Origin of the sequence: Bradyrhizobium sp. SMVTL-02, from assembly GCF_051853005.1 — a bacterium.
Classification (GTDB): domain Bacteria; phylum Pseudomonadota; class Alphaproteobacteria; order Rhizobiales; family Xanthobacteraceae; genus Bradyrhizobium.
Genome location: NZ_CP182469.1, coordinates 3,709,962 through 3,733,934, shown reverse-complemented (window position 1 = coordinate 3,733,934; position 23,973 = coordinate 3,709,962). Strand labels below are relative to the sequence as shown.

Annotated in this window: 25 protein-coding genes and 2 pseudogenes; 9 read left to right on the top strand and 18 right to left on the bottom strand. The window is 62.7% G+C overall.

What is annotated here, in order from left to right; genetic code table 11:
* The 4 genes from ACNJYB_RS17405 to ACNJYB_RS17390 form a co-directional block, all read right to left on the bottom strand.
* Window positions 1-864: a branched-chain amino acid ABC transporter permease gene (locus ACNJYB_RS17405; protein WP_008551982.1), complete on the bottom strand. Its 864-nt coding sequence runs from the start codon at window positions 862-864 to the stop codon at window positions 1-3.
* A 72-nt stretch (window positions 865-936) separates the two neighbouring features.
* The gene (locus ACNJYB_RS17400; protein WP_439375053.1) at window positions 937-2,160 is read right to left on the bottom strand and encodes an ABC transporter substrate-binding protein; all 1,224 of its coding nucleotides are present in this window, start codon (window positions 2,158-2,160) and stop codon (window positions 937-939) included.
* A 36-nt stretch (window positions 2,161-2,196) separates the two neighbouring features.
* Entirely contained in the window at window positions 2,197-2,943 is a 747-nt protein-coding gene (locus ACNJYB_RS17395) for an ABC transporter ATP-binding protein (RefSeq protein WP_439375052.1), read from the bottom strand.
* Window positions 2,936-3,691: an ABC transporter ATP-binding protein gene (locus ACNJYB_RS17390; protein WP_008551999.1), complete on the bottom strand. Its 756-nt coding sequence runs from the start codon at window positions 3,689-3,691 to the stop codon at window positions 2,936-2,938. The genes ACNJYB_RS17395 and ACNJYB_RS17390 overlap by 8 nt, the downstream gene beginning before the upstream one ends.
* 310 nt (window positions 3,692-4,001) lie before the next feature.
* On the opposite strand from ACNJYB_RS17390, the gene ACNJYB_RS17385 reads away from it, so the two are divergent.
* Window positions 4,002-4,676 carry a PAS domain-containing protein gene (locus ACNJYB_RS17385; protein WP_439375051.1) on the top strand — a complete coding sequence of 225 codons (675 nt, stop codon included), beginning with the start codon at window positions 4,002-4,004 and terminating at the stop codon, window positions 4,674-4,676.
* 20 nt (window positions 4,677-4,696) lie between these two features.
* Here the strand turns inward: ACNJYB_RS17385 and ACNJYB_RS17380 are convergent, their stop codons facing one another.
* Entirely contained in the window at window positions 4,697-5,050 is a 354-nt protein-coding gene (locus ACNJYB_RS17380; protein ID WP_439375050.1) for an ArsC family reductase, read from the bottom strand.
* A gap of 105 nt (window positions 5,051-5,155) precedes the next feature.
* On the opposite strand from ACNJYB_RS17380, the gene ACNJYB_RS17375 reads away from it, so the two are divergent.
* On the top strand, window positions 5,156-5,527 hold the full coding sequence (locus ACNJYB_RS17375) for a tRNA-binding protein (protein WP_439375583.1): 372 nt from the start codon (window positions 5,156-5,158) through the stop codon (window positions 5,525-5,527).
* Window positions 5,528-5,690: 163 nt separating this feature from the next.
* Here ACNJYB_RS17375 and ACNJYB_RS17370 read toward each other — a convergent pair whose 3' ends face one another.
* Window positions 5,691-6,395 carry a glutathione S-transferase family protein gene (locus ACNJYB_RS17370; RefSeq protein WP_439375049.1) on the bottom strand — a complete coding sequence of 235 codons (705 nt, stop codon included), beginning with the start codon at window positions 6,393-6,395 and terminating at the stop codon, window positions 5,691-5,693.
* An 87-nt stretch (window positions 6,396-6,482) separates the two neighbouring features.
* Window positions 6,483-6,629, bottom strand: a complete 147-nt coding sequence (locus tag ACNJYB_RS17365; protein ID WP_439375048.1) for a hypothetical protein — start codon at window positions 6,627-6,629, stop codon at window positions 6,483-6,485.
* A 163-nt stretch (window positions 6,630-6,792) separates the two neighbouring features.
* Between ACNJYB_RS17365 and ACNJYB_RS17360 the strand changes: the two genes are divergently transcribed.
* Window positions 6,793-6,966, top strand: coding sequence for a hypothetical protein (locus ACNJYB_RS17360; protein WP_439375047.1), 174 nt, complete (start codon window positions 6,793-6,795; stop codon window positions 6,964-6,966).
* A 42-nt stretch (window positions 6,967-7,008) separates the two neighbouring features.
* Here ACNJYB_RS17360 and ACNJYB_RS17355 read toward each other — a convergent pair whose 3' ends face one another.
* The 7 genes from ACNJYB_RS17355 to ACNJYB_RS17325 all read right to left on the bottom strand — a co-directional run bounded on the left by ACNJYB_RS17355 (window position 7,009) and on the right by ACNJYB_RS17325 (window position 13,260).
* The gene (locus ACNJYB_RS17355; RefSeq protein WP_439375046.1) at window positions 7,009-7,674 is read right to left on the bottom strand and encodes a DUF429 domain-containing protein; all 666 of its coding nucleotides are present in this window, start codon (window positions 7,672-7,674) and stop codon (window positions 7,009-7,011) included.
* A gap of 19 nt (window positions 7,675-7,693) precedes the next feature.
* Entirely contained in the window at window positions 7,694-8,878 is a 1,185-nt protein-coding gene (locus tag ACNJYB_RS17350; protein ID WP_439375045.1) for a serine hydrolase domain-containing protein, read from the bottom strand.
* A gap of 74 nt (window positions 8,879-8,952) precedes the next feature.
* Window positions 8,953-9,645 (bottom strand): GNAT family N-acetyltransferase, encoded by a 693-nt coding sequence (locus ACNJYB_RS17345; RefSeq protein WP_439375044.1) that lies wholly within the window; start codon window positions 9,643-9,645, stop codon window positions 8,953-8,955.
* Window positions 9,646-9,649: 4 nt separating this feature from the next.
* On the bottom strand, window positions 9,650-9,997 hold the full coding sequence (locus ACNJYB_RS17340) for a Lin0512 family protein (protein ID WP_018646107.1): 348 nt from the start codon (window positions 9,995-9,997) through the stop codon (window positions 9,650-9,652).
* 208 nt (window positions 9,998-10,205) lie between these two features.
* Window positions 10,206-11,873 (bottom strand): acetolactate synthase large subunit, encoded by a 1,668-nt coding sequence (locus tag ACNJYB_RS17335; RefSeq protein ID WP_439375043.1) that lies wholly within the window; start codon window positions 11,871-11,873, stop codon window positions 10,206-10,208.
* 144 nt (window positions 11,874-12,017) lie between these two features.
* Window positions 12,018-12,728: a hypothetical protein gene (locus ACNJYB_RS17330; protein ID WP_439375042.1), complete on the bottom strand. Its 711-nt coding sequence runs from the start codon at window positions 12,726-12,728 to the stop codon at window positions 12,018-12,020.
* Window positions 12,729-12,807: 79 nt separating this feature from the next.
* Window positions 12,808-13,260, bottom strand: coding sequence for a MarR family winged helix-turn-helix transcriptional regulator (locus ACNJYB_RS17325; RefSeq protein WP_439375041.1), 453 nt, complete (start codon window positions 13,258-13,260; stop codon window positions 12,808-12,810).
* Window positions 13,261-13,403: 143 nt separating this feature from the next.
* On the opposite strand from ACNJYB_RS17325, the gene ACNJYB_RS17320 reads away from it, so the two are divergent.
* The 3 genes from ACNJYB_RS17320 to ACNJYB_RS17310 all read left to right on the top strand — a co-directional run bounded on the left by ACNJYB_RS17320 (window position 13,404) and on the right by ACNJYB_RS17310 (window position 15,220).
* Window positions 13,404-13,805 (top strand): Ohr family peroxiredoxin, encoded by a 402-nt coding sequence (locus tag ACNJYB_RS17320; RefSeq protein WP_439375040.1) that lies wholly within the window; start codon window positions 13,404-13,406, stop codon window positions 13,803-13,805.
* Window positions 13,806-13,881: 76 nt separating this feature from the next.
* Window positions 13,882-14,295, top strand: coding sequence for a cupin domain-containing protein (locus ACNJYB_RS17315; protein WP_439375039.1), 414 nt, complete (start codon window positions 13,882-13,884; stop codon window positions 14,293-14,295).
* 52 nt (window positions 14,296-14,347) lie between these two features.
* Window positions 14,348-15,220, top strand: a complete 873-nt coding sequence (locus tag ACNJYB_RS17310) for a bifunctional helix-turn-helix transcriptional regulator/GNAT family N-acetyltransferase (protein WP_439375038.1) — start codon at window positions 14,348-14,350, stop codon at window positions 15,218-15,220.
* 143 nt (window positions 15,221-15,363) lie between these two features.
* Here the strand turns inward: ACNJYB_RS17310 and ACNJYB_RS17305 are convergent, their stop codons facing one another.
* Together ACNJYB_RS17305 and ACNJYB_RS17300 are read right to left on the bottom strand one after the other, a co-directional pair.
* Complete coding sequence (locus ACNJYB_RS17305; RefSeq protein ID WP_439375037.1) at window positions 15,364-16,584, bottom strand: MFS transporter; 1,221 nt, start codon at window positions 16,582-16,584, stop codon at window positions 15,364-15,366.
* 282 nt (window positions 16,585-16,866) lie between these two features.
* Window positions 16,867-17,145, bottom strand: a pseudogene (locus ACNJYB_RS17300) (helicase-related protein); the annotation flags it as partial.
* Window positions 17,146-17,376: 231 nt separating this feature from the next.
* Between ACNJYB_RS17300 and ACNJYB_RS17295 the strand changes: the two are divergent.
* Window positions 17,377-17,812, top strand: a pseudogene (locus ACNJYB_RS17295) (cupin domain-containing protein).
* A gap of 92 nt (window positions 17,813-17,904) precedes the next feature.
* Here ACNJYB_RS17295 and ACNJYB_RS17290 read toward each other — a convergent pair.
* A complete protein-coding gene (locus ACNJYB_RS17290) occupies window positions 17,905-18,096 on the bottom strand; it encodes a hypothetical protein (protein WP_439375036.1) in 192 nt (63 codons plus the stop codon).
* A gap of 846 nt (window positions 18,097-18,942) precedes the next feature.
* Between ACNJYB_RS17290 and ACNJYB_RS17285 the strand changes: the two genes are divergently transcribed.
* Window positions 18,943-19,956, top strand: coding sequence for an AraC family transcriptional regulator (locus ACNJYB_RS17285; RefSeq protein ID WP_439375035.1), 1,014 nt, complete (start codon window positions 18,943-18,945; stop codon window positions 19,954-19,956).
* A gap of 194 nt (window positions 19,957-20,150) precedes the next feature.
* Here the strand turns inward: ACNJYB_RS17285 and ACNJYB_RS17280 are convergent, their stop codons facing one another.
* A complete protein-coding gene (locus ACNJYB_RS17280; protein ID WP_439375034.1) occupies window positions 20,151-21,326 on the bottom strand; it encodes an OpgC family protein in 1,176 nt (391 codons plus the stop codon).
* A gap of 1,137 nt (window positions 21,327-22,463) precedes the next feature.
* Between ACNJYB_RS17280 and ACNJYB_RS17275 the strand changes: the two genes are divergently transcribed.
* Window positions 22,464-23,693, top strand: coding sequence for an ABC transporter substrate-binding protein (locus ACNJYB_RS17275; RefSeq protein WP_439375582.1), 1,230 nt, complete (start codon window positions 22,464-22,466; stop codon window positions 23,691-23,693).
* The last annotated feature ends 280 nt before the right edge of the window (window positions 23,694-23,973 follow it).

The following is a 23,973-nucleotide window of genomic DNA, read 5'->3' as shown; positions in this document are numbered from 1 at the left end:
TCAGGCCGCCCTTCCCGTCAATCCCGTCGGCTTCACCAGCAGCACCAGCACCATCAGCACGAACACGACGGTGTTGGAGGCCTCGGGGTAGAAATACTTGGTCAGGCCCTCGATCACCCCCAGCGCGAAGCCGGTGATGATGGAGCCCATGATCGATCCCATGCCGCCGATCACGACCACGGCGAACACCACGATGATGAGGTCGGCGCCCATCAGCGGGCGCACCTGGTTGATCGGCGCCGAGAGCACGCCGGCGAGCGCGGCAAGGCCGACGCCGAGCCCGTAGGTCAGCGTGATCATGCGCGGCACGTTGATGCCGAAGGCGCGGACCAGCGTCGGGTTTTCGGTGGCGGCGCGCAGGTAAGCGCCGAGCTGCGTCTTCTCGATCAGGAACCAGGTGGCAAGACACACCACCAGCGAGAACACGACGACCCAGCCGCGATAGATCGGCAGGAACATGAAGCCGAGATTCATGCCGCCCTTGAGCTGGTCCGGAATGGCGTAAGGCAGGCCAGAGGAGCCGAAATAGTTCTGGAACACGCCTTGCACGATCAGCGCGATGCCGAAGGTCAAGAGCAGGCCATAGAGATGGTCGAGCCCGGTCAGCCATTGCAGCATGGTCCGCTCCAGGATCATGCCGAAGATGCCCACGATGATCGGGGCCAGCAGCAACGCCCACCAGTAATTGATACCGCCGAGGTTCAGCAGGAAATAGGCGACGAAAGCGCCCATCATATAGAGCGCGCCATGGGCGAAGTTGATGATGTTGAGCATGCCGAAGATCACGGCAAGCCCGAGACTGAGCAGCGCGTAGAACGAGCCGTTGATCAGTCCCACCAGTAGCTGAGCGTAAAGAGCCTGCATCGATCCCGCACCCGGTCCCTTCGGCGTTCCCTGAAAGTCGCCCGCAGGCTCCAAGGCCCGCGGGCGGTTATCCTACTTCTTGAGCAGCGCACACTTGCTTTCGGCCAGCGGCGTGAAGGCCTGATCGCCCGACACCGTTCCGACCAGCTTGTAGAAGTCCCACGGCCCCTTGGACTCCGAGGGCTTCTTCACCTCGAACAGATAGGCGTTGTGGATGGTGCGGCCGTTGGGCTGGATCTCGCCCTTGCCGAACAGATCGTCCTCGGTCGGCATCGACTTCATCTTCTCGACGACCTTGACGCCGTCATGAGGATTGCCGCCGAGGGCTTCCAGCGCCTTGAGATAGTGGCGCACGCCCGCATAGACGCCCGCCTGCACCATGGTCGGCGGCGCGTTGTTCTTCATCTTCCCGGAGAAGCGCTTGGAGAAGGCCCGGGTCTTGTCGTCCATGTCCCAGTAGAAGGTCTCGGTGAAGTTGAGGCCCTGCGCCGTCTCCAGACCGATCGCCTTGACGTCGGTGAGGAACAGCAGCAGCGCCGCGAGCTTCTGGCCGCCCTTGACGATGCCGAACTCGGCCGCCTGCTTGATCGTGTTGGTGGTATCGCCGCCGGCATTGGCGAGGCCGATGATCTTGGCCTTGGAAGCCTGCGCCTGCAGCAGGAAGGAGGAGAAGTCCGGCGTGTTCAGCGGATGCTTGACGCCGCCGACGACCTTGCCGCCGTTGGCGGTGACGACGGACGTGGTGTCGCGCTCGAGCGCCGCACCGAAGGCGTAGTCCGCGGTCAGGAAGAACCAGCTGTCGCCACCGGCCTTCACCAGCGCCTGGCCCGTGGTATGAGCCAGCATGTAGGTGTCGTAGGTCCAGTGCACGGTGTTGGGCGAGCACTGCGCATTGGTGAGGTCCGAGGTCGCTGCGCCCGAGTTGATGTAGACGCCGTTCTTCTCCTTGATGACGTTGTTGACGGCGAGCGCCACGCCGGAATTCGGCACGTCGACGATGACGTCGACCTTGTCCACGTCGAACCACTGCCGCGCGATCGCGGTGCCGATGTCCGGCTTGTTCTGGTGATCGCCGGAGATGATGTCGATCTTCCAGCCCTTCGAGGCAAGGCCGGAATCCTCAACCGCCATCTGCGCGGCGAGCGTCGAGCCGGGGCCGCCGAGATCGGCGTACAGGCCGGATTGATCGGACAGCGCGCCGATCTTGACGGCCTTGTCCTGCGCGGACGCGACGCCTGCTGCGGCGAAGGTGAGCGCGGTGGTCAGCAGCAATGACGCAATCGACCTGGTCTTCATGCAACTTTCCTTTTTTTGAAGTCTTCTCTGGCAGTTCTAGACGCCGAGATAGGCGTGGAGCTTGTCCATGTTGGCGGGGAGCTCCGAATTGGAGAACCCGTCAATGATCTTGCCGTGCTCGACCACATAATAACGATCGGCGACGGTGGATGCGAAGCGGAAGTTCTGCTCGACCAGGAGGATCGTGAAGCCCTCCTTCTTGAGCCGCGCAATGGTATGACCGATCTGCTGGATGATGACCGGCGCAAGGCCCTCGGTCGGCTCGTCCAGCATCAGGAAGCTCGCGCCGGTGCGCAGGATGCGCGCGATCGCGAGCATCTGCTGCTCGCCGCCGGACAGCTTCGTGCCCTGGCTGTTCAGCCGCTCCTTCAGGTTCGGAAACAGATCGAAGATCTGCTCCAGCGGCAGTCCGCCCTCGCGGACCACCGGCGGCAGCATCAAATTCTCTCGCACGTCGAGGCTGGCGAATATCCCCCGCTCTTCCGGGCAGAACGCGATGCCCATCCGCGCGATCTTGTCGGAGGTGGCGCGAATGATCTCCTGGTTGTTGAACTTCACCGAACCGGCACGCTTGCCGATGATGCCCATGATCGACTTCAGCGTGGTGGTCTTGCCGGCGCCGTTACGCCCGAGCAGGGTGACGACCTCGCCCGCATTCACGTCGAAGTTGATCCCGTGCAGGATGTGGGACTCGCCGTACCATGCTTCGAGGTTGCGGACCTGGAGGATGTTTCCGCCGGTCGCAGCCCTTGCCGGAGCCTCGGCGATCGCAGTGTCAGGCATGACCGGCTCCCAGGTAGGCTTCCTTGACGCGCTCGTCCTTGGTGAGCTCGCTGTAATGACCTTGCGCGAGCACCTGCCCGCGCGTCAGCACCGTGATGATGTCGGAGAGATTGGCCACGACGCTCAAATTATGCTCGACCATCAGGATGGTGTATTTCGCGGAGATGCGCTTGATCAGTGCCGCGATCTTGTCGATGTCCTCGTGGCCCATGCCGGCCATCGGCTCGTCCAGCAGCATCATCTCCGGGTCGAGCGCGAGCGTGGTTGCGATCTCCAGTGCACGCTTGCGCCCATAGGGCATTTCGACCGCGGGCGTATTGGCAAACTCGCTGAGGCCGACATCGTTCAGCAGCTCGCGGGCGCGATCGTTGAAACGGTTGAGCACCGACTTCGAGCGCCAGAAATCGAAGGAACTGCCGTGCTGGCGCTGCAGCGCGACGCGGACGTTTTCCAGCGCGGTGAGATGCGGAAATACCGCCGAGATCTGGAACGAACGGACAAGTCCCATGCGGGCGACGTCGGCCGGCGCCATCGCGGTGATGTCCTGCCCCTTGTACAGGATCTTACCGGCAGACGGTTTGAGGAACTTGGTCAGAAGATTGAAACACGTCGTCTTGCCGGCGCCGTTCGGGCCGATCAACGCATGAATGCTCCCACGGCGAACCTTGAGCGCAACGTCGCGGACGGCGAAGAAGCCCGCGAACTCCTTGGTCAAGCCTTCCGTTTCGAGAATGAACTCATCGGCCAAACAGATTTCCCCCTGCCCGCGCGACGCGCCGCGCTGTCCTTGTTGCTTCGCCATCCCGGAGGTCCTGGAGCCCGTCCGGAACGCCGCCTCCGGGCGCGGAATATGCCGGAGGTGACGGGGGTTAGGCAAGGCGGAAAGCTGAGCAGATCAGGCCTCCGGCCGGGAAACAAATGCTCCCTTAGTCGGAGATGTTTTGATGTCGTGCCTGCCCGGCCTCCCGGTTCGCAAAAGCACCGGCCATCAAGCCGTCGTTAACGGTCTTTCGCCCCGCGCACCAGCCTTCATCAAAAATTTTCCCGTGGGCGGCATCATGCTGCGGGTATGTTCTTTCGGGAATGTTGTTTTGGATTTCGCAAGCGCCGCCCCCTCCGTCGTCAAGTCGATCAGGCAGCGTGATCTGTTGAACACGTGGCTGCGGCTCTATGCGCGCCAGGAGATCGCACCGGCGATCTGGGATTACCAGCCGGCGCGGCTCGAGGAGGAGCTGTCCGATCTCATCTATTATGCGGTGGACAACTCGGCCGCCCTCCCGCGCCTCATCATCCAGAGCGAAGGCACACGCATCTCGCATGCCTACGGGCACACCGGCAAGGGCGTGCCGCTGGACGAATATATCGGGCCGCGGCTCGTGCCGCTGGTGATGCCGGTCTACCACGAATGCGTCGCACGCGGGCTTCCGGTCTACAGCGTCGCCGACGTCGCCGACGTCTATGGGCGGGTCGTCGCCTATGAGCGCCTGCTGCTGCCGTTCCTGACCGACGGCAAGGTCTGTCACGTCATCGGCTCGCTCAAGACCTTCTGCGAGGATGGCGGCTTCGAGATCAGGAATCTGATGCGCGGAAATGACGCGCTGCCGCGCCCCAAATTGTGCGCCGTGATCGACCGCGACCTCTTTCATCGCGTACCCGGCCGCATCGCGGCCGCGGACGTCGCCGACTTCGCCGATCAGCCTGGTGAGGCCGCCGAGATCATCGAGCTGAACTAGCGCCGGCCTACTCGGCCCGACTACTTGCCCTTGACTTCCTTGGCATAGATGTCGGGCTTGAAGCCGACCAGCAGCTTGCCGCCGACTTCCAGCACCGGCCGCTTGATCATCGACGGCTGCGCCAGCATCAACGCCAGCGCCTTCTTCTCGGTGAGGCCTTCCTTGTCGGAATCGGGGAGCTTCTTGAAGGTCGTGCCGGCGCGATTGAGCAGCGTCTCCCAGCCGACCTTGTCGCTCCACTGCTTGAGCTTGTCCTTCTCGACGCCCGCTGCCTTGTAGTCGTGGAAGTCGTAAGCCACGCCATGATCGTCGAGCCAGGTGCGCGCCTTCTTCATGGTGTCGCAGTTCTTGATGCCATAGATGATGTTGGGCAAGGCAGCTCCTCGCGCATGCGTGATGCTTCGGCAGCGGCGTTGTACGAAACTCCGCTTCGCGCGACAATATTGCAAACGAAGCCCGCTCTGCAAAACGGACAGATGATGCACGTCACCCACGATCCCGCGGCGGCCGCCTTGCCGACCATCGATTTCAACAGCTTCCTCGCGGTCGATATCCGCGTCGGCACCATCGTCGACGCCAAGCCGTTCCCGGAGGCGCGCAAGCCGGCCTGGCGTCTCTGGATCGACTTCGGGCCCGCGATCGGCGTGCGCAAGAGCTCGGCCCAGATCACCGAGAACCATCTGCTCGAGACGCTGGTGGGCCAACAGGTCGCGGCGGTCGTCAACTTTCCGCCGCGCCAGATCGGGCCTGTCGTCTCCGAGGTGCTGACGCTCGGCTTTCCCGATGCCGACGGCAAGGTCGTCCTGGTGCAGCCGAGCAAGCCCGTGCCGAACGGCGGACGGCTGTTCTAGCCGCAACGCGACCACCGGACCGAAGCCCCGCTCCTGCCCGCGTCGCAACAGCACAATCCCCGGCTGTTTCTCGCCTCCGACGGCCCGGACTTGACCAACGCCGGGCCATGATCGCCCTCGTCGCGCTGATGGCGCTTACATGGCCAACGGCGCTGGGCTGATCTTACGGCCGCTTCGGAATGTTCAGGCCGCGCTGCACTGCCGGCCGCGCCAATCCGCATTCGAGCCAGGCGGCAACCGACTTGAACTGGCTGAACGCGACCAACTCGCCCGCGCCGTAAAAGCCGATAAGGTTGCGCACCCAGCCGAGCATGGAGATGTCGGCGATGGTGTAGTCGTCATCCATGAACCACTGCCGGCCGGAAAGATGCGTCTCCATGACGCCGAGCAGCCGCTTCGACTCGTCGACATAGCGCTGCAGCGGCCGCTTGTTCCCAAAATCCTTGCCGGCGAATTTGTGGAAGAAGCCGACCTGGCCGAACATCGGCCCGATACCGCCCATCTGAAAATGCAGCCACTGGAGCGTCTGGTAGCGGCGCGCGGCATCCTGCGGCAGCAGCTTGCCGGTCTTTTCCGCGAGGTATTGCAGGATCGCTCCGGATTCGAACAGCGCCAACGGCCTGCCGCCTGGACCGTTGGGATCGAGCATCGCCGGGATCTTGCCGTTCGGATTGAGGGAGAGGAATTCCGGCGTCTTCTGGTCGTCCTTGCCGAAATCGACGAGGTGGACTTCGTATGGCAGCCCGGTCTCCTCCAGCATGATCGAGACTTTGACGCCGTTCGGCGTCGGCAACGAATAGAGCTGAAGCAGTTCGGGATTCCTGGCCGGCCAACGCTTGGTGATGTGAAAGTCGGAGAGATCGGACATCGGGACCTTTGGTGCATGGACTGAGCGCGCTCAATCTAGGCGAGATGCCGCACCGCGCAAGTCACGATTCGTCCCGGCGACCCACCGCTATCGCGGCAGCGTTGCCAACGCCACGATCGGGGTCATTGCTTCATGCTGGAGTCGATACTCGATGAACCGTTGACCCGTGACCAACAGCAGGGCCGTAAAGGCAATCGCGAGAACCGCGGTCGCCAATTGGCACACGTCGTACATGGATTTTGTCCCTCAGCAGCCTTTGACGTAAACGCCGGCTCCAGCGCCACGTTCCGAGGCGACATGACAATATTGCCAGATTTTCCCGTCGACCGCTGCGAGGCCATCGCGCGGTTCCGGCAGCCGCGCAGGGACCAATGGCCCGTTCGAGCGTTGTCGCGGCATGAACATCGAGAAGCGGGCCCTGCTCGACCACGCTGAACGCTGTCGCCGCGTCGCGGACGAACTCGCTCATCACGAAGCCGCACAACGGTTGCGAGCGATGGCCGACGAGTATGAAGCGCGAGCAACAAGGCTGGACGACGAGGGCGCCTCCCTCGAATCCGGTTCGCAATAGTCGCTGCCACGGGGCAAAGGCGATCAGGAGGGCCGATCGGCCTCAAAAATTGATCTCCATCCGCAATCCGCGCGGATCGATCTCCTCCCCACCGATACGCTGCGTACTGTCGCGTGCCGCGACGGCGCAGGCGCAGGCATCGATCAGATCGTCGCGGCCGATGCCCGTGCCGTGACGCAACGTCAACCATTTCGGCAGACGCGTGAAGCCGCGTTGCTCCAGCAGCGCGATGCGCTGTTCGCGACCGTACGCCGACGTCTTCCTTGCGAGCTGGACGCGCCCCGCGAGATTCCAGAAGATCAACTCCGGATGCGCTTCGCCGATCGCCGCCTGCCGCGCCGGCGTCATGACGTCGTCGATCTCTCTCAACTTGTCCCTGATGTTCCAGAGCTGCGCAGAGACGCCCCTGCCCTTGCCTTCGTGCTCCCAGTAATGGCGATTGGCCGCGGGCATGTCCGGGAAGATCCAGAGGTCCCGGCGCGCGCCGAGAAACACGGCGGGCCCGACAAGTTTGCGCGCACGCAGATCGCATTCGCGATAGCCGCTCACGGGCAATCCGATCGGCATGTCGATCATCGTGCGTATGTGCGGGATCGCAAGCAGGCGCATCAAGCCCGGTGAATAATCGAAGCCGTGATCGCCGTGATCGTCGATCCAGGCTGCGACCCAGCCGAAGCGAAATCCGTCGAGGCCGAGATAGGTTGGCATGTCACCCGAATGGACTGCCTCAGCCTCCAGCCGCCTGGTAGGCCAGGCGCTTGAATTCGAAGAAGAACGGATTCCAGAAGCCCATGTAGCGCTGGGCCATCAACACGCCGGCCGTGTTGGCCTCTGGGCAGATCCACCAATGGGTGCCGGCAAGCCCGCCCCACTGGAATTCGCCGACGGAGTTCGGCGGATCGAACGGCGTCGGCGCGAAGGTCACGGCGCCGCCGAGGCCAAAGCCCTTGCCGGGGATCGGGCCGAGATTGGCAAAGCGGATGGTCTGCCCCGCAGGCAGCTGGTTGGTCATCATCTGCCGCAGCGTCTCCGGCTCCAGCAGCGCATCCGACCCGGGTAACAATGCGCGCACCAGCGCAAGCATATCCGGCAGGGTCGAGACCAGACCGCCGCCGCCCGATAGGCGCGGGAACGGCCGCCGATAGGCCTGCGGATATGGCAGATGGTCGGCGCGCGTGAGGCCCGGCTTCATCGGATCGAGCACGTCGGCGCCATTGTAGAGCGCAACCAGCCTGCCTTGCTGCGCCTCAGGGACGTGGAAGCCGGTGTCGCTCATGCCGAGGGGATCGAAGATGCGCGCCTTGAGGGAGGCATCGAGTGACTTGCCCGAGACGACCTCCACGATGCGTCCGAGCACGTCGGTCGCGACCGAATATTCCCACCCCGTACCGGGATGATAGGACAGCGGCAGATCGGCAAGCCGGTCGATCATGTCGGAGAGCGGCGTCAGCGGATTGAGCACGAGCGCTTCGTTGTACCCCTTGAACAGCACCGTGCCGGGATCGAAGATGCCGTAGCTGAGGCCGGAGGTGTGGGTCAGAAGCTGGCGGATCGTGATCGGGCCCTTTGCCGGCTCGACATCGGCAAGGCTTGTTGCGCCCTGCTTCAGGACCTTGCGGTTGCCGAGCTGCGGCAGGAATTTCTCGATCGCGTCGTCGAGCCCGATGCGACCTTCCTCGACCAGCAGCATGATCGCGCAGGTGACGAAGATCTTGGTATTGGAAAACGCACGGAAGATATGGTCGGGCCGGAGCGGCGTCTTCGCCTCGCGGTCGGCAAAGCCGACGCATTGCTGATCGACCACCTGGCGGCCCCGCAGAACCGCCCAGGACACGCCCGGAATGATCTCCTGATCGACGTAGCGCTGCATCGCCGTCCGTGCGGCGGAAAAATCTGTCGTTCTGGCGTCCACGTGTTTCCCCCGAATTTGGTTCGGATGGATATAGCGCGAATTCGGCGGACATGAAGCCCCCGCCGAAAAAACGCTCAGCCCTGCCTCATCAGCGCGGTGACGTGCAGGCGACGCCGGATCCGCATGCCCTGCCGCCGGTAGAGCGCGATCGCAGACCTATTGTTCGAAAACACGTGCAGGAACGGAAATTCGCCACGCGCCTCGATCCGGCGCGCGACCGCCGCGAGCAGTGCCTGCGCATAGCCGCGCCCGCGATAGTCCGGATGCACGCAGACGGCCGTCATCTCGACGAACTTTCCCGGCTTCATTCGCTCGCCCGTCATCGCGACCAGCTCGCCGCCGGCGCGGATGCCGAGGAACGTGCCGAGCTCATGGGTCCGCAACGCGAACGGGCCGGGCTTGGTCAACTCCGCCAGCGCCATCATGGCAGGAACGTCGGCGGCCCCGAGCGTGACAATCTCGACGTCGCGAAGCGGACTGTCAGCGGGCGAGCCGATCATCTGCTCGCCGGTGTCGGCGAGCACCACCTTGAAGCCGGCGGGAATTTCGACCGGCTCCGGCGTGAACAGCACGGCGACCTGCGAGAGCGACATGAGATCGCCGAGCGCGGCAAAGCTTGCCGCGGACATGTCGGCCATGTCGGCAAAGGGCGTCATGTCCACGGGATAACGCAGCGCTTTCGGGCTGCCCTCAGCCAGGTGCTTCTGGCTGGTCGTCAACGCGCTCCAGATCGGACGATCCAGCAGCGCCACATCATTGTCGGACACCGGACTAGTCCTTGTCGAAGCTGACGATGACAGCGGCATTGGCGATGAGGATGGGGTCGTTGGCGACTTCCGTGGCCGAGGGAATCTCCAGCCCGCCCTTGACCGCAGTCACGGTCACGGTGCCGTAAGGCAGCTCCTTCGCAACCGCTTCCTTGTCCACCGCCTCGGGGTTGGGCACGCCGATCGTGACGTCGACGAACATGTCGTTCGCCGTCTTGCCGATCATGCGGAAGAAGCCGAGGCTGGAATGCCGGATGGCATCGGACACCGCCCGCTTGGCCGCCTTGGTCGCGTCCCTGCCGTGGACGTCGACGCCCATGCCCATCTCGGTGACGCAACGAACGCGAGTCATTTCATAGTCCTGTGGCTGGTTGGGTGAATGTTACGAATCTCGGCGATCGGTGGTCGCAATACAAGTACGGCGCTCATGTTGGCTGCAGGTCCCGCCGGGGCCTCCGTCATTGCGAGCGCAGCGAAGCAATCCAGAATCTTCGCGCGGACACAGTCTGGATTGCTTCGCTGCGCTCGCAATGACGATGTGGAGACAGCCTCGGCCCGCATCAATCACGCTTCGATTTCTCATGCGCGCGGAGCTCCTCGACGAGCACCCGCACGTTCTCCGAATAGTCGATCGGGATCGAGACCAGATGCACGCCGCCTTCTCTGAAGGCCGCCTCGAGCGTCGGGCCGAAGCTGTCGATGCTTGCGATGCGATGCCCCTTGGCTCCGTACGATTTTGCGTACAGCGCAAAATCCGGATTGCCGAAGGTCATGCCGTAATCTGCGAAGTGGTCGACCGCCTGCTTCCAGCGGATCATGCCGTAGGCGTTGTCCTCCAGCACCAGCACGACCAGGTTGAGCTTCAGACGGACCGCGGTCTCCATCTCCTGGCTGTTCATCATGAAGCCGCCGTCGCCGGCGACTGCGAGCACGCGGCGATCGGGATAGAGCATCGCGGCCATCATCGCCGACGGCAGGCCTGCGCCCATGGTCGCCAGCGCGTTGTCGAGCAGCAGCGTGTTGGCGACACGGGTGCGGTAGTTGCGCGCGAACCAGATCTTGTACATGCCGTTGTCGAGCGCGACGATGCCGTTCTCTGGAATGACCTGGCGGATGTCGTGCACGATGCGCTGCGGCGTCGGCGGCCAGCGTGCCTCGGTGGCGCGATCGGCGATGTGGCTGAGGATTTCCTCCCTGAGCGGCAGGAGCGCCGCGGCCTGCGGCAACTTGCCTTCGAGACGGTCGGCCAAGAGCTCCAGGCTCGGGCCGACATCGCCGACGACCTCGGCGTCTGGGAAATAGACCTGCTCGACGCTGGCCGACGTGTAGCTGACGTGAATGACCTTCGGCCCCGACGGCCCCATGATGAAGGGCGGCTTCTCGATCGGGTCGTGACCGATCGCGACGATCAGGTCGGCGGCGTCGATGGCATCATGGACGTAGTCGCGCTCGGACAGCGCGGCGGTGCCCATGTAGAGATTGGTGCCGCCGGGCACGGTGCCCTTGCCCATCTGCGTGGTGAAGAAGGGAATGCCGGTGCGCCGCACGAAGCTCGCGATGCCGTGCGTCGAGCGCGGCCGGCTCGTTGCCGCACCCATCATCACCAGCGGGCGCTTCGCGGACAAAATCATCTCGGCGGCTCGGTCGAGCGCGGCACGATGGGCGACCGGGATCTCGATTGGATGGATCGGGATGACGGGGACGGCGGACACCTCGTCGCCGGCAATGTCCTCTGGCAGCTCGACATGCACCGGTCCCGGCCGCTCTTCCATCGCCACGCGAAAAGCGTCGCGCACCACGGTCGGGATGCTGGAGGCACTGACGATCTGCCGCGACAGTTTGGTCAGCGGCTTCATGGTGGCGACCACGTCCACGATCTGGAAGCGCGCCTGCCGGCTGCTCATGATCGCTTTCTGCCCGGTGATCAGGATCATCGGCATCGCGCCGAGATGCGCATAGGCAGCTCCGGTGGACAGGTTGAGCGCACCGGGGCCGAGCGTGGACAGACAAACACCGGGCTTGCCGGTGAGCCGGCCGTGCGTCGCGGCCATGAAGGCTGCGGCCTGCTCGTGGCGGGTCAGCACCAGCTCGATCCTGGAGTTGCGCAGCGATTCGACCAGATCGAGATTCTCTTCGCCAGGCACGCCAAAAATGCGGTCGACGCCTTCATTCTCCAGCGCCGCGACAAACAGGTCCGATCCCTTCACCTTGTGGTCCTGCCCGCTCATATCGCCTCCCGGTCGTTGTGCGATCTCCCGTTTTCCACGGAAGCAGATGCATGGTAGCGGTCTACGGCGCCGGCACAACTCACAAAGAGGCGCACAATTGCATCGGCCGCCGAGCCTCGCTCCGGGACCTGTCCTGCGTCAGCCTTACTCGGCGGCTTCGCTATGGGGCACGCCCTGCTCGACCTCGAGCTGCAGGATGTCGTTGAAGCGGTTGAAGGCACCGCAGAGTGCGATGCGCCAGGTCAGCTCGACGATCTGCGCTTCCGAGAAATGCGCGCGGAGGCGATCAGAGATCTCGTCCCGCGTCTTGTTCCAGGCGTTGGCCTGGTTGGAACGCGCATACTGCCACAAGGGCTCTGCCTGCGCCTCGATAGTGATCGCATGACACCCAAGATATTCGAAGCACGCTGCCTGCGCCTGCCCGCCGGCACCAAGATTCTCAAAGGTCGACGGCGACCTCGCCGAAACTCGGAAGGCGCGCACCTCGATGGCGGGATAGACGGCGTCGAAGGCACGTGCCAGTTCGCGATCGGGCAATGCGACGTCTTCAGCCGTGAGCGCGCGCCCGACCCGGAGCGCGACCTCCACTTCGACACCGCGCAGGCGGAATTCCGGACCGAGCCGCGCGCCGGAGGCAAGCAGGCCGGACGCCGGCAGCGGCGCGCAGACGGGCTCGGCATCCGGGCCCGACGCGCCGACCTTCCAGCCGCCGACCGGACCGATCCGGGCAAGCGTGGCATGCTGGATGGCGTAGGCGCCGGCACGATCCGGCGGAAGGATGTCGCGCCAGGCGACCGCCCGACCGCCGCCTCTCGCTGCGACCAACCGGTCCGCCACTTCACTCGCAATGCTCACGATGTCCTTCCATGTGGGGGTCTGGCCTGGACGGCGGGCCCGCCGCGGCGGTAACTCCCGATTTGTGTGTCTCGATGCGTTAGTCGTCCTTGGTCGCGCGCAGCAGATTGTCACGCAAACGGCTCACCGTCTTCTGCACCACCGGAAAATCGTCGCCAAGACCTGTCGCCTCGATCAGCGACCCGCCGAGATCCTGCTCGATCAGCTTGCGCCCCGCAGGCGTCAGGCTCAGGCGCACCTGCCGCTCGTCGGCGGGATCGCGGTGGCGCTTGATCAGCCCCATCTGCTCGAGCTTTTTCAGGATCGGCGTCAGCGTGTTGGATTCCAGGAACAACCTCTCGCCGAGCGCGCTGACGGTCTGCTCGTCCTCGTCGGACAGCGCCACCAGGGCGATGTACTGGGTGTAGGTGAGCCCGACCTTGTCCAGCAGGGGCTTGTAGGCGCGGCCAAAGGCCAGATTGGCTGAATAGACGGCAAAGCAGAGGAAATTCGACAGTTTCCGGCCTTTGCCGGTGGTTGGGGGGTGAGCCATTGGAACCTCCGCAATACGTGATCTGCGCACCCATATAAATCGCATGCGATTAAATCGGAAGAGCTTGACTGCGACGTTCGGCGGGACTATTTCCAGACGCATCCGATTAGATCGGATACGATCATAATACGAAGGACAAGACCATGACCTCCGCTGCAAAGGTTCTCTTCACGGGCAAGACCCACGTCACCTCGGGCGCCGGCGGCGCTGCGCACTCCAGCGACGGCTTCCTGAACGTCAAGCTGGCCCAGCCGCACCCGGCCGCCGAAAACCTGTTCGCCGCCGCCTGGTCGGCCTGCTATCTCGGCGCGCTCGGGCTCGCCGCCGCGCAGCGCAAGGTCAAGCTTCCGAGCGAGCCGTCGGTCGACACCGCGATCGACCTGAACAACGCCGGCGGCGCGTTTTTCCTGCGTGCCCGTCTCGACGTCAGCGTCCCCGGCGTCGACCGCGCGGTCGCGCAGGAGCTGATCGAGGCCGCACATGAAATCTGCCCCTATTCCAAGGCCGTGCACGGCAACATCGAGGTGACCACCACCCTCATCTGAAACCGCACGAAGCGGACCGGCCGGCATCGGCCGGCCGGCGCGGCGCGGACAACGTACGCACCACAAGGAGCCGATCATGAGCCGTCGTCATCTGCGAACCCTCCGCGTGCTGTCGAGCGCGGTCCTGCTCGCGGCAAACCTGTTCACCCTGCCGGCCGCGGCGGCGCAGGCCGGCGTCAGGCGCACCGATCTCCAGCGCCACGATCTCAGCGCTCCGGGGCGCGAGGCCGTGCAGGTGCGTGTCGACCTCGCCCCGGGCGTCGCGTTCGGCCGGCACACCCATCCGGGCGAAGAGATCATCTACGTGCTGGCGGGCGCCATCGAATACGACGTCGAGGGCAAGCCGCCGGTCACGCTGAAAGCCGGCGACGTGCTGTTCATCCCCGCCGGCACGGTGCATGCGGCGAAGAATGTCGGCGCTGAGACTGCCAGCGAGCTTGCGACCTATATCGTCGCCAAGGACAAGCCACTGCTGACGCTGGCGGAGTGAGGCGGGTCGCTCAGATTGACCCGCGCATGATATCTGACTAAAGTCAGAGACCATGCTTGATCCCGTTTCCCGCGTCCGCCGTTTCAACCGTGCCGTCACCTCCGCCGTCGGAGCGCTCGATACGTCTTTCCTGGGACGCGGGCGCCCGCTTGGTGCCGCGCGCGTTCTCAATGCGATCGGGCACGGGCGTTCGGACGTCGCCGATATTCGCGACTATCTTGGGCTTGACTCCGGGCTGATGAGCCGGCTGCTCCGCAGTCTCGAGGACGAGGGAGTGGTCGAGACCGCCGCGCATCCGGACGACGCCCGCCGCCGCGTGGCACGGCTGACGCGCACGGGCCGGCGCGAGTTCGCGGCCTATGAAGCGCTCTCGAACGCGCAGGCCGAGGGATTCCTCGCGCAGCATTCGCAAGCCGAAGCACTGCTGGCGGCGATGGACATGATCGCCTCCGCATTGACGCGCGAACGCATCGCGCTGGACGAGATGGATCCGCGGAGCGAACAGGCGCGCTATTGCCTCGGCGAGTACTATGCCGAGCTCGGTCGCCGCTTCAAGCAAGGCTTTGACGTCTCTTTATCCCGTGACCCTGACGCCAAGGACATGCGCCGGCCGCGCGGTACGTTCATCGTCGCGATGTCGGACACGCTGCCGATCGGGTGCGTGGGCCTTAAGGGAACCGATCGCGGCTATGCCGAGATCAAGCGGCTGTGGGTCGCCCCTGCCGCGCGCGGGCTGCGGCTCGGACGGCGTCTGATGGACGCGACTGAGGCCACAGCGCGCGAGCTCGGCATCGCCCTGCTGCGGCTCGACACCAACAGCGCGCTGCCCGAGGCCGCCCAGCTCTACCGCAGCACAGGCTGGCGTGAGATTCCGCGCTTCAACGACGATCCCTATCCCGACCTGTTCTTCGAGAAGTGGCTTTGAGCTGAGCCCGTTTCCCTGGTCTGCGTCATCATCGAAGCCTCGGGAGCTTCAACGTGACCAGAGACGATCTTGCCGCCCTTTATCACGCCTACATCGCCTGCCTGAACCGGCTGGATTGGCCGGCGCTCGGACAGTTCGCACGTTCATGCGGCCACGGGCGCCACCTCGCCTTGCGGCTTCGTAAAGGGGCGGAACGTCATCGCCATCAGGAAGGCCCCCAAGCCCATCGCCCAGGAGGCGATGTAGAGCCAGGCGTAGCTGGAGAACGCATCGTAGATCAGGCCGCCGGCAAGCGGGCCCGTCGCCATGCCGAGGCTGCCGGCCATCGCCGTGCCGCCGATCACCGTACCCATCATCCGCAGCGGAAAGTTTTCGCGCACCAGCACCGCGTAGAGCGGCATGGTGCCGGCATAGATGAAGCCGAAGATGGCGCCGACCGCGTAGAAGGTTGCGAGCTGGTGGGCGAAGACGTAGGCCAGCGCGCCGAACGCCTGCAGCAGCAGGCCCGAGACCAGCACGCGCTTGGCGCCGAACCGGTCGCCCATCAGGCCGAAGGCGATGCGCCCGCCGAGGCCGGCAAACCCCTCGATGCTGTAGATCGTCACCGCCGCGACCAGCGGAATGCCACAGCTTATGGCGTAGGAGACGGTATGGATGATCGGACCGGAATGGGTGGCGCAGCAGAAGAAGTTGGTGGCGAGCAGAATGAAGAATTGCGGCGAGCGCAGCGCCTCGCCCACCGACATCTCGTTTCGCGCAGCCCCCTCCGCCATTGGCGCGGCCGCGGCCTGTGCGAGCGCCGGCGGACGGCGCACCAGGAGCGAGACCGGGATCATGATGGCGGCGACCACCAGCGCGATGATCTGCATCGAGGTGCGCCAGTCGTGGCCGGAGACCAGCCAGGCCGCCAGCGGCGCCATCGTCATCGGCGCCATGCCCATGCCGGCCGAGACCAGCGAGACCGCGAGGCTGCGATTGGTGTCGAACCAGCCGGTGACGGTCGCCATCATTGGCGCGAAGATCGCCGCGCAGGACGCGCCGACCAGGAGGCCGAACACGAACTGGAACACGATCAGCGAGGTCGCATGGCTCGCGGCGAACAGGCTCAGCGCCAGCACGGTCGATCCGGTCAGCACCACCGGCAGCGGCCCTAACCTGTCGGTCGCCGTGCCCCAGGCCATGCTGGTGAAGGCCATCGCCAGAAAGCCGATCGTCATCGCGCTGGAGATGCCGGTCACCGACCAGCCGGTGTCCTTGGCGATCGGCTGCAGGAACACCGGCAACGAAAACATGCCGCCGATCGCGACGCAGCCGAGCAGGCCGCCTGCGGCGACGATCACCCAGCGATAGTGGGAACGAAGCATTTTTGGTCTCCCGTCAGACTTCTCTGGGTGGAAGACGAATGGGAACTGCGCCGGCCGACAGCGGCACATCATTTTTGCCGCACGCTTTTGTGACCCGCCAGCAAAACTTTCGAAAACAACCCCATGCACAGTAGCCGACAGGTCTGGGATCAATGACTTACGAGGTCCCTGGCTTGCGTTGGCGGGAAACGGTTGCTCCGTCGGGCAAAACAGGGGCATGATGTCATCATCCAGGGACATCTCGATCGAATCACGCCGCAGGGGCAGCGGCGTTGCGCGCGATTACGTGTCGAACAGGCAGTTCACGTCGCTCTCCGTGAGGGCCGACGCAATCCCGCCATCGCGATCAACGAGGCCATCGGCAAGCGCGCGCTTTCTGGCCTTCAGCTCATCCATCTTTTCCTCGATGGTTCCGGCGGTCATCAGCCTGTAAACGAAAACGGCCTTGAGCTGTCCGATCCGATAAGCCCGATCGATCGCCTGCTCGACTGCGGGATTCCACCACGGGTCGAAAATGATGACGGTATCGGCAGCGGTCAGGTTCAGGCCGACCCCGCCTGCCTAGGCGTTTCGATCCGGGCATTGTAGCGGATACGCATCGTGGAGAGGCGGTCGGTACGGCCGATCGAGGAATGCCTGCGAAGCTAGAGAACGGGGATCCGGCAACTGAGCGCGGCGATGGGAGTTCGACTCTCCGGCTCGCGTGACCGCGCGGGCATGCAAATCCCCGGCAGCCTCTGGCAGACCCGACCTGCCCCACCTAAGTTCGATGCGAAATTTCGGGACGCGTTCATGCCAAAGATCGACGTCGCGAACGTCCCGGCCCGCAAGGGCTCGGGCTATCCAGCGCCTTCGACGCGCCGTGCGCCGAGCGCATCCGCAAGCGGCCCGGCAATGCCGGCGGCCTTTCCGATTTCGGCGTCAACCTGATGCGCCTGCCGCCGGGCAGCTGGTCGAGCCAGCGGCACTGGCATTCGCATGGGGACGAATTCGTCGTCGTGCTCGAAGTCGAGGCTGCGCGCGGGCGACTGCGCCGACTTCCCGAGGGCAAACGGCAACGGACACCACATGATCGTCAACCGCTCAAATGCGGTTGCCGTCTATCTCGAAGTCGGCTCGCGCGCCTGCCGATCTCACGACATGCTCGGACATCGACATGATGCGCGCCAATTCCGACGGCCGCTTCGTGCACAAGGACGGCACGCCCTACCCGGACCAGGCCGTATAGCTATAAATGTAACTGGTGAGTGCCTCCGCTTTGCTCAGCGACCGATTTCGCGCGGCAGCGCAGGATGTCGCGGTGGCGGGCGCTGTTTGCATCTATCCTTTTTGTTTTTCTTCTGCGCTTCTTCCATCGGAGCTTCTTGAGCGTTCTTCGAAGCGATCAGCCCCCTTAGCTAGATCGTGCCCGGTCTTGCTCTCGCTTTTCGCTTCTTCCTTGGCAGTTGCCTCGCGCAAGCCTTCAGCGGCCCGTTCCCCCGCTTTTTTTGATGATTTTCGTCCGTCATCCATTTGCTGCTCCCTTTCTAATGAGGACGCTCCTCCAGGAACACTTTCTTGTCTAACTTCCTTGTCTATCCCCGCTCAGCTGTAAATTTCTAATCAGATCGCCTGGGCATTGTTCCTTTTCCGCTCCCGCAGACCGTACTGAAATTGATCATAGCCTATGATTGGTCGGCCGCCTCAGGTCCGCCTAGGGTCAAAGGCTGCCTGCCTCTGTTGGCACTTCGGAGGCCGTCCCTATCACAATCGAGGCCAGACCGGACATAGCCGCGACGCGGCCACATTAACGCGAGTGACCCTGACAGGGACCTTTGACCGTTCTCATTCCGTAGTGCACGCAATCACGGTCGAGAATGCCGGGCTCGAGTTGGCTCTTGTGCAATGGGGGGTGCTACGCCACGAACTTTCAGATCAGCTGATCCTCGATCATCCGATCATTGCCAGGGGCTAATTGCACCGCTCGTCACGATGGCCTGTCGCCTATTGCTTCGCCCTGTCGCCAGCCGCGGCGTTCTACCGCGCGAGCGGCCTGACCTCAGCCCAGAGCGCGGCGATGTCCGCTCCGAGAGACATCGCCGTCGGGCCAAATGCCGCCTCCAATCACTGACCGATTTCTGCGCACGACAAGCCGACACCGCAATTGCGACGATCGCCGCTAGAGGCTGATTGGAAGCTGCGATCCGTCGTTAGCCGCCACAATCTGCGCGGGGCGCGTACCAACTCATCGCGTGCAGCGCGCAACGTGGTCGCGCGCGGTCATGTCGCGCAGCGATTTCCCATCTATGATCCATTTCACACATGCAGCGAAGTACCGTCCGATATGATATATAAGGGGTACCCAAGCGGGAGGCTCGGATGCCAACGTCATCTCAGTTCTTGCGATGGTCGACCGAGATGCTGCCGGAGCGCGCGCGGTTCTCCACGTTCCGTGAGGAGTTTGCGCGGCTGAACCTTGCCTTAGACGTGATCGATCACAACGGCGGCCGCCCACGTATCGACGTCACCTACTTGTCGCTCGGCGCGGTTGGCGTTTGTAGCATTGTCACCACGCCGGTGGAGTTCATCCGTTGCAAGCACCACCTCAGGGATAGCCGTGACCAATTCGGACTGAACATCGTCGAGGCTGGACCGGTCCAATTTGCAAATGCTGGCCAGGAACATGTCAATGACGCTGGCTCCGCTTGTTTGATTGACCGGGGAAGGCCGTTGCGCGTGTTTGGGCCGCGCGGCGGCAGCGTCAAATTCGTGACCGTGCAGGCTGCTGCCCTTAGGTCTCTGGTTGCCCAGCCGGAAGATCTTTCAGGTCGGCCGGTGCATCGGGGACCGGCGCTTAGATTGCTCGGTCGCTACCTGCGGTCGCTCGCATCCTTCAAAGAACCTCCGTCATCAAAACTGGCGTCCACCGTCGGCGTACATCTCCTCGATCTCGTGGCCGCGACGCTCGGGCCGACCGCCGAAGCTGCAGACATGGTTACGGAGCGTGGTGTGAAGGCAGCCAAGCTGCAGGCAATCCTGACAGAGGTCGCGCAACGTTTCAACGATCCCAATTTCGATCTGGACAATGTTGCTGGAGCGCTCGGTATGTCGCGGCGATACGTGCAAAAATTGCTCGAAGGGACCGGAAAGTCGTTTACCGAGCACCTTGCCGAGTGCCGGCTTGAGCGTGCCTTCGCGATGTTGACCGACCCGCACCATCTGCAATTGGCCATCATCGATATCGCGTTTGCAGTCGGCTTTGGTGATGTTTCTCATTTCAATCGCTTGTTTCGCCGACGCTTCGGCGACACGCCATCGGGGGTGCGCGCTGCATCGATCATGCGGCAGAAGTCATTCTGCGCCCCCCAACAATGCGCGGGCGACGGTCACTGAAACGCGGGCATTTGCGGGCTCTCGAGCAACTTTCTGCAGCACGACCGCTATGGGTCTTGGCTGGGTCACTAGCTGCCCTTCTTGCCCGGCTGACCTAGATCCGTTCGTCGCTCGGCAGCCGACGTTGCGGCACTCTCCGCGAAAGTCAGCAGAGGCCAACAGCGGCTCTCCGCGCTCACGCGCAATCCACCTGTTTAGCGAACCGGCGGAACTTTCCCGATCGACGGCATCCCTGCTGACTTCCGCTCGCGCTGGATGCCGATCGCGTTCAGTAACCGCGCGACGCCGATCATCATCAGCACTCCGGCAACACTAACCACGATCTGCATCGGAAGCCCTTGCCAGAGGTCGAGCAGCGTAAGTTGGCTGGCGAGCGCCAGAAGGACGCCGAGACAATAGATCGGCAGCGAATTCTCGCCACAGCACTTCGCGCAGCTCAGCACTGTCGTCGATAGGCCCTCACAATTCCGCGGAATGAATCGTAGCGTCACAATTGCAAGCGCCACAAAATGCAACAGCCGTACCGGACTTAGATTCGATTTATCCAATGGAAGTAGCCGGTCCCTCACGATTTGCGAGACCAGTGGCTCGATGCTCCAACTCTGTGCAAGGACTAGGGCGAAAACTAGATAGAGAACGGCCAGAACAAGCGTCAAGCGCGACATCATCCACGGCCGGAATTTGTCTCCCTCAATGACGCACCATGCGCCCAGCACGATCAGAAACTGCCAAGCCAGCGGATTGAAGAACCAGACGCCGTTGGGCCAAGCGGGAACTCGCCAACCAAACACGTGCACGAGCGCGTAGAGCAACAAGGACACTCCAAGCGTGACGTTCGGCGCGCGCAGCAGCAGATACAGCAGCGGCGCGAACAGCACGTGAAAAATCACAAAAACCGGCAGGACGTCAGTGTTGACAGGCCGATATTGCAGGATTGCGGCGTGCGCAAGCGTCGCGCCCGGTCGTTCGAGCAGAATTCGCGTATTGCTCTCGTCAGCGAGACCATCGCTGTTCGCGACGTAGACGAGGATGGCGCAAGCGAGTGTAAGCAGTAGAAACGCAGCGTAGATGTCCCATCCCCGGAGCAGCGAACGGCCGATCATGCCGCTCCAGCCCTCGCGCTCACGCGCTCTGCCGTAGGCCAGCGCACAGGTCACGCCCGAAAGGAACATGAAGATCTCGGCGGCATCGCAGAAACCGTAGTTGCGCGGCGTCAGCCAGCTGCCGATGTTATTGGGAACATGATCGAGAAAGATCCACCATAGCGCGATCCCGCGACAGACGTCGATACGTAGATCGCGGCCGGCCGCTCTGAACTCCGGCGGAGTTTCGCCGAACAATCGCGTCGAGGTTTGACTTCGATCGTCCATCTGTCGGCCCGCGCTCGCGCCTCATAGGGGTGATAACGCGCTCCAGCTATCCGATGGATGATGGGGGCTCCTTCGTCGCCCAGCTACTCCTTCGAGCGCCAGATTCGGAAGGATCATCATCCTCCCAAGGCGCTTCCAGGATTTTATCGCCAACGCCCCGTATCAACAGCTGCTTTCGCATTTCGGTGAGGCGGGCCCGGCAGTACTCGCGATAAAGCATGTCGAGTATGGTGGACATGATCGAACCTCTTCCTGCTCACCAGGGTTGACGTCCTGTGACAGATTTCGACCATTTCAACCGGCAACTAAAAGGGGGTGCCGGGAAGTAATTTGGGTCCGACGAACCTTAAGGTGATGCAGCGATCAAGGCACGATAGGAAGCCGGTATTAGCGGACATTGTTGTTCAATGGATCCTATGGCAGCAATTTGAAATAGAGCCATCACGATCTTAAAGGAGACATTTGCACGCGGCATTTGCAATCAAAAATTGTCGCAATTTTCTGGTCGCCACGTGAACCAGTTCACATCAGCATCAATTACAGGTGAATGATACTAGCAGACAAATGAAGTACCCTCTTGGAATCCTGCGTACCTGAGAAAACGGTCGGTGCGCGAATTGCAAAATACGGATACCGGCAGACTGGCCCTGCGGCAGCATTTCGACCCAGTGGCTTAACAAGGCTGGAGGTCCCCATGTCTACGGACGCAGCCAATTTCGTATCGCATCGGTTCTCGACGCGCCAACATCCTGAGCGGATGCGTCATAGATCACACCTGTGATCTCGTTGCAGCGAGTGCACCCGCTTTGGGCGAGAGCGATGCGAGTGCGGTCGTGGCCGCGCGCCACAGCGCCTGCTCGACTGCATCGCGGCAGACTTTCAGAAGCCTAGGCTCAGCGTCGCGCAGGTCGCTTATCGCCAAGGCATTTCACCTCGCTATGTACAGCGCCTGGTGACGTTATTGCCGAACAAGTTGATGCCTGAATCACTCGGGCATAGCAGACATGCTCTGCTTAGCGGCGATCAGCAGCTTCGGGCCCAAAAGAACGGAAGTGGCCGTTGCTGGACAACTTCAGCGCCTAAACCCTAGACTGCGGCATGATCGGCAAGCAGCCGACGGCATCAGGGGAGGTCGACATGGCGCAGACGCGAGGCATTCTACTGGCATCTCTCCTGCTCGGTCTTTGCGTCGGCACAAATCCTGCGGCGGCCGAGAAGAAATACGACCCCGGCGCCACCGACAGCGAAATCAAGATCGGTAATATCATGCCTTACAGCGGGCCGTTGTCGGCCTACGCGCTGATAGGCCGGACGGAAGCGGCTTTTTTTAACAAGATCAACGCCGAGGGCGGTATCAACGGAAGGAAGATCAATTTTATCACCTACGACGACGCCTTCAGCCCACCCAAGACTGTCGAGCAAGCACGCAAACTAGTGGAGAGCGACGAAGTGCTGCTCATCTTCCAGAGCCTCGGTACACCGACCAACAATGCCATTCGCCAGTACATGAATCTAAAGAGGGTGCCACAGCTCTTCGTCGCCACCGGCGCGACCCAGTTTGGCGATTGGAAGAGCTTTCCATGGACGATGGGCTGGCAGCCGACCTATCAGACCGAGGGGCGGATCTATGCAAAATACATCCTGCAGAACCTACCGGAGGGCAAGATCGGCATTCTCTACCAAAACGACGATTCCGGTCGCGACTATATCAAGGGCCTCAAAGACGGCCTTGGTGCCGACGCCGCGAAGCGCATGATCGTGGCAGAAGTGCCCTACGATCCCTCGCAGCCGACTGTCGATTCGCAGATTGTTACGCTCAAAACCTCGGGCGCCGACATTTTTTTCAACGAGAGTTCCCCGAAGTTCGCCGCACAGGCGATTAGGAAGGCGGCAGAGATCGGATGGAAGCCCGTTCAGCTTCTCGCCAGCATTTCGAACTCGGTGGGCTCCGTGCTCAAGCCCGCCGGACTTGAGAATGCGAAGGGTATTCTGTCGACCAACTATTTAAAGGACCCCACCGATCCAACTTGGAAGGAAGATTCCGCGATCAAGGAATGGGCCGATTTCATGGATAAGTATTTCCCCGAAGGAGATAAGACGAGCACGTTCAGCGTCTACGGCTATCTAACAGCGCAAACCATTGTCCAGGTGCTCAAGCAATGCGGCGACGAACTCACCCGCGAGAACGTCATGAGACAGGCCGCTAACCTCAAGGACTTCGAACCTGGGTTGTTGTTGCCGGGCATCAAGATCAACACAAGCCCCACCGACTATTTTCCGGTCGAGCAGATGCAGATGTCGCGATTCAATGGTGAACACGGCGAACTGTTCGGATCCGTGATCGCCGGAGAGATTGGAACTCAATAGCCGTCACGGCGAAACTTGATAGGGAGGCCCGGTGAGGTCTGCTCCGGGTCCAAAAGCTGACCGCTGGCGAGCTTCGCTGCAACGTCGGCAACGGGCCGAATCCAGACTCCATCGTGCTCACGGTTGCTCACCGTCAAATGCGACGAACAATTGCGACATGGGGTCAACCGGAACTCGTTGCTTGATCGTGTTGGCGCCAGCGCTGTACGTAATCCGGCCTTGCGCGTCGGCCGGAAGGCGACTCCGCAACCGCGGCTTGATTATTTCGATGCTGTACGCC